This is a genomic window from Paraburkholderia sp. BL25I1N1 (assembly GCF_003002025.1).
In the GTDB taxonomy this organism is placed as follows: Bacteria; Pseudomonadota; Gammaproteobacteria; order Burkholderiales; family Burkholderiaceae; genus Paraburkholderia.
Genome location: NZ_PVZB01000066.1, coordinates 1 through 3,921, shown reverse-complemented (window position 1 = coordinate 3,921; position 3,921 = coordinate 1). Strand labels below are relative to the sequence as shown.

At 64.6% G+C, this 3,921-nt stretch carries 2 protein-coding genes and 1 pseudogene; all 3 read right to left on the bottom strand.

From position 1 onward, the window contains the following. A partial coding sequence (locus B0G73_RS39825) for an efflux transporter outer membrane subunit (protein WP_106286484.1) occupies positions 1-1,530 on the bottom strand: 1,530 nt, incomplete at its 3' end. Then, positions 1,527-2,610: pseudogene (locus B0G73_RS39820) on the bottom strand (HlyD family secretion protein). The pseudogene B0G73_RS39820 and the gene B0G73_RS39825, both read right to left, overlap by 4 nt. A gap of 12 nt (positions 2,611-2,622) precedes the next feature. Beyond that, positions 2,623-3,921, bottom strand: a 1,299-nt coding sequence (locus tag B0G73_RS39815) for an MFS transporter (protein ID WP_106286483.1), incomplete at its 5' end; no start/stop codon positions are given.

The following is a 3,921-nucleotide window of genomic DNA, read 5'->3' as shown; positions in this document are numbered from 1 at the left end:
ACTGTCCTGCCTGGCATACGTCGACTCCCATCCACCACCCAGCACCTTGCACAGCGTGATGAGGTTCGCGTCGGCTTCGGCCCTGCTTTGCTCCAGATTGCTCTGCGCCTCGAGCAGCTGTCTCTGCACATTCAGCACGTCGAGGAAATCGACCGCACCCGCCTTGTACCTTTGCTGCGCAATCGACAGCGCACGCTGGTTCAGCCCCACAACCGTTTCCAACCGGTCGCGCCGGCGCTGTTCGGCGTCATAGACGACCAGCGCGTCGTCCACCTCCCGCCATGCCTGAAGCACGGTATGCTGGTAGACGATCGCTGCCTCCTGCTGCTGTGCCTCGCGCAGATGAAGCGTGCCCTTGAGACGTCCGCCTTCGAAGATCGGCAGCGTGATCGACGGTCCCACGACAAACTGGCCGGACGCCCAGTCGGCCAGATTCGACAGTTGCAGGCTCTGGAACCCGGCGCTGCCGTTCAGCGAGATGCGCGGATAGAAGTCGGCCTTCGCCATGCCGATCGTCGCGGTGGCCGCATGCAGCTGGGCCTCGGCTTTGCGGATGTCGGGCCGGCGCTGCACCAGTTCCGACGGAACGCCGATCGGCACCTGATCGGGCAGTGCCGGCACATCGCGCGGCTCGGCGAGCACCGCTTGCAACGCGCCCGGTTCCTTCGCCAGCAGCACGCCTATCGCATTGATCGTGGTCGTGCTGCGCGCTTCGAGTGTCGGGATCAGGCTTTCGATCGACTCCGCCTGGGCCATCGCGTTGGCCACGTCCAGGTCCGTCGTGACGCCTTCATGCACGCGATTCTGCGTGAGCTTCGTGGCGTCGTGGGCGATGTCGAGGTTCTGTTTCGCGATCTGCAGCAGCGCCTGCGTGTCGCGCAACTGGATGTAATCGCGCGCGAGTTCGGCGCGGGCGGACAGCAGGATCGCGTTACGGTCCTCGTACGAGGCATCGGAGAGCGCCGAGGCGGCCTCGACACCGCGTCGCACGCGGCCCCAGAAGTCGAGCTCCCATGACGCGTCGAAGCCGAACTGGTACAGATCGTAAGCGGGCGAGCCCTTGGCGCCCGGCAGCGGCGCGACACCGAGCGGCGCGCTACCCGATGCCGACTGCGTCTGACTTGCCGTCGGCGTGACGCCAAGCAGCGACAGGATGCCGTTCGGACTGCCGCGCTCGCGGTTGTAGGAGGCGGCGCCGGTCAGCGTCGGATATTCGTCGGCACCGGCAATGCGCTGTTGCGCCCGGCTTTGCCGCAGACGCGCCGAGGCCGCCGCGACATCCAGGTTTGCGTCGGTCAGCTGCTGTTCGAGCGAGTCCAGTACCGGATCGTTGAACAGCGTCCACCATTGCGGCGTGAATCCGGATTCGACAGCCTTGCTCGCGGCCTGCGCGCTCCGGGTGCGGCTGAACACATCGGGCGTGGCCGTCTGCGGAGCTTCGAAGTTCGGACCGACCAGGCAGCCCGTGAGCAGGGAGCACAGCAGCAACGCGAGCGCCGGCGTGCGCAGGGAGAAGTCGCTCGCGTTCATTTCGCGTCCGCTCCCGCGATCCGAGCGATCCGTGCATCGGCATGCTTGCCGACAGCGACCTCCGTTTCCACCGACAACCCGACGCTCAATGCAGACGCGGCCTGCTGTCCGTGATCGATGGTGATCCTGACCGGCACGCGCTGGACGATCTTGGTGAAGTTGCCCGTTGCGTTGTCGGGTGCGATAGGCGCGAAGCTGACACCCGTAGCGGGCGCAAGACTATCGACGTGTCCGCGGATCGTCACATCAGGCATGCTGTCGACCTTGATACGCACGCTGTCGCCGGGGCGCATCCGGGCAAGCTGGTTCTCCTGGTAGTTGGCGACGATATAGGCGTTCGACAGCGGGACGATTGCCAGCAGCGGCGCGCCGGTCGTCACGAATGCGCCGACGCGTGCCGAACGCCGTCCGACCTTGCCGTCGATGGGCGCATGAATCTCCGTGTACGACAGGTTGAGTTTCGCCTGTTCGAGCATGGCTTCGGCGTGGGCCAACGCACCCGCCGCCTTGTCACGCTGTGTCTTCAGAACGTCGAGGTTCTGCCCGGTCGCCACGAGTGCGGCGCGGTTGCGCGCCTGCTGCGCGAGTTCCTCGGCCAGCGCGCTCGCGGCATGCTGCTGCTCCTGTGTCGTTCCCGCACCGGTCTCCGAGAGATTGCGGTAGCGCGCGGCGTTGGCGCGCGAATTCGAGCGTCGCGTCATCCGCGCGCAGCGTGGCACGCGCCTGATCGACGAGCGCGGGCTGCCGTGCGATTTCGGCCTCGAAGTTCGCCACCGATGCTTTGGCGGCCACCACGTCCGCCTCGGCGCTCATCAACGCGGCGCGAAAGTCGCGATCGTCGATGCGAACCAGCAATTGCCCGGCCTTGACCTGCTGGTTGTCTTCGACGAGCACCTCCGAAACCTGACCCGCGATACGCGGTGCAACCAGCGTGAAATCGGCCGTCACGTAGGCATCGTTCGTGGTCTCGGTAGATGAACTGGAAAATAGCGCTATGCAGGCCAGCACGGCAGCGCCGAGTATGACCGCAAACGCGGCAAGACGAATCGTTCCGGGAGAAAATCGGGTAGCGGATGACATGGATAGCGTCGCTTAACGGGAGGAGGGCTGCGTCGTGCTCCAGGGCGGATAGACCCGCACGGGCAACACCGGGATAACGAAAAGAAAGGCGACGGCGATGCCCGCCATCACGCGATAGAGATCCGCCGATGTGAGCACGACGGCCTGCTCGTGGATCCGGTGTGCGAGTTCACCGAGACCGTGAGCGGCATCGAGGCTCTGGCTTGTGATCAGCGCGTTATTGCCCAGGTGGTCGACCAGCATGCCCGAATGAAAATGCTCGCGCGCGGTGCCGAGCCCTTCAATGAGACCGCTTGCGGCGGCGCCGGAAAATGTCTTGACTGTGTTGAACATGGCCGAGGCAAACGGGCCTTCCGTTGGCGGCAGGCCGGTCGTGACGCCCATCAGGATTCCCATGATGACCATCGGTTGCGCGACGATCTGCAACGACTGAAGCCAGTAGAAATTATTGCGAATCCAGTCGGAGGTGACGAAGCTCCCCAGAAAGCACGAGATGGCCATCAGGCAAAGTCCAGTGGCCATGACCCAGCGGTGGTCGACCTGCTGGAGATTGAGCAGCGCGGCGGTCGCGGGCAGCGCAATCAGAAGGGGAATGGCCACCAGCAAAAACAGCGGCGTGGTTTGCAGCGGCCTGTAACCGTGAATCTGCGCGAGATACTGACTGGGTATGGCGGCCACGCCCACCAGCAGGATTACCGCGCCCACCAGGGTCAGCAGCCCATGCGCGAAGTTCCTGCGCGCAAGCAGCTGAAGCTTGAAAAACGGCAGAGGATGAAACCACTCGTTGACCAGAAACGCCGCGAGCAGCAGCGTCCCGCCGCAAAACATGGTGGAGATAAAGGTGGAGTTCAGCCAGTCGAGGCGATCACCCTGCAGCAGGCCGATCACGAGCATGGCGATGGCGGGATACCCGAGCAGGAAGCCGGTCCAGTTGAACGAACGCAGCCGTTCGAGTCTGGCGGGATCCGCCGGCAGTCCCTGATAGATTGCCACGCAGCTGACGAGTCCCAGCGGCACGATCTGCCAGAAGGCCATTTGCCAGCCGACATATTCCGTCCACAACGCGGCGAGCGGCGTGCCGAGCGCCGGTCCGAAGGTCGCGGTCAGCGCATAGCCCGCGAGCCCGTATAACTTGACCTTCGGCGGCAGATAACGCAGCGCGACGATGATCAGCATCGGCGGCAGACATCCGCCGGCGATGCCCTGCAGCGCGCGCAATACATAGAGCGTCAGCAGGTTCGGTGCAAACGGGCAGAGCAATCCAGGGACCATCACGGCGAGCACGGCGCCGATCGTGAAGCGCCTGAGCGT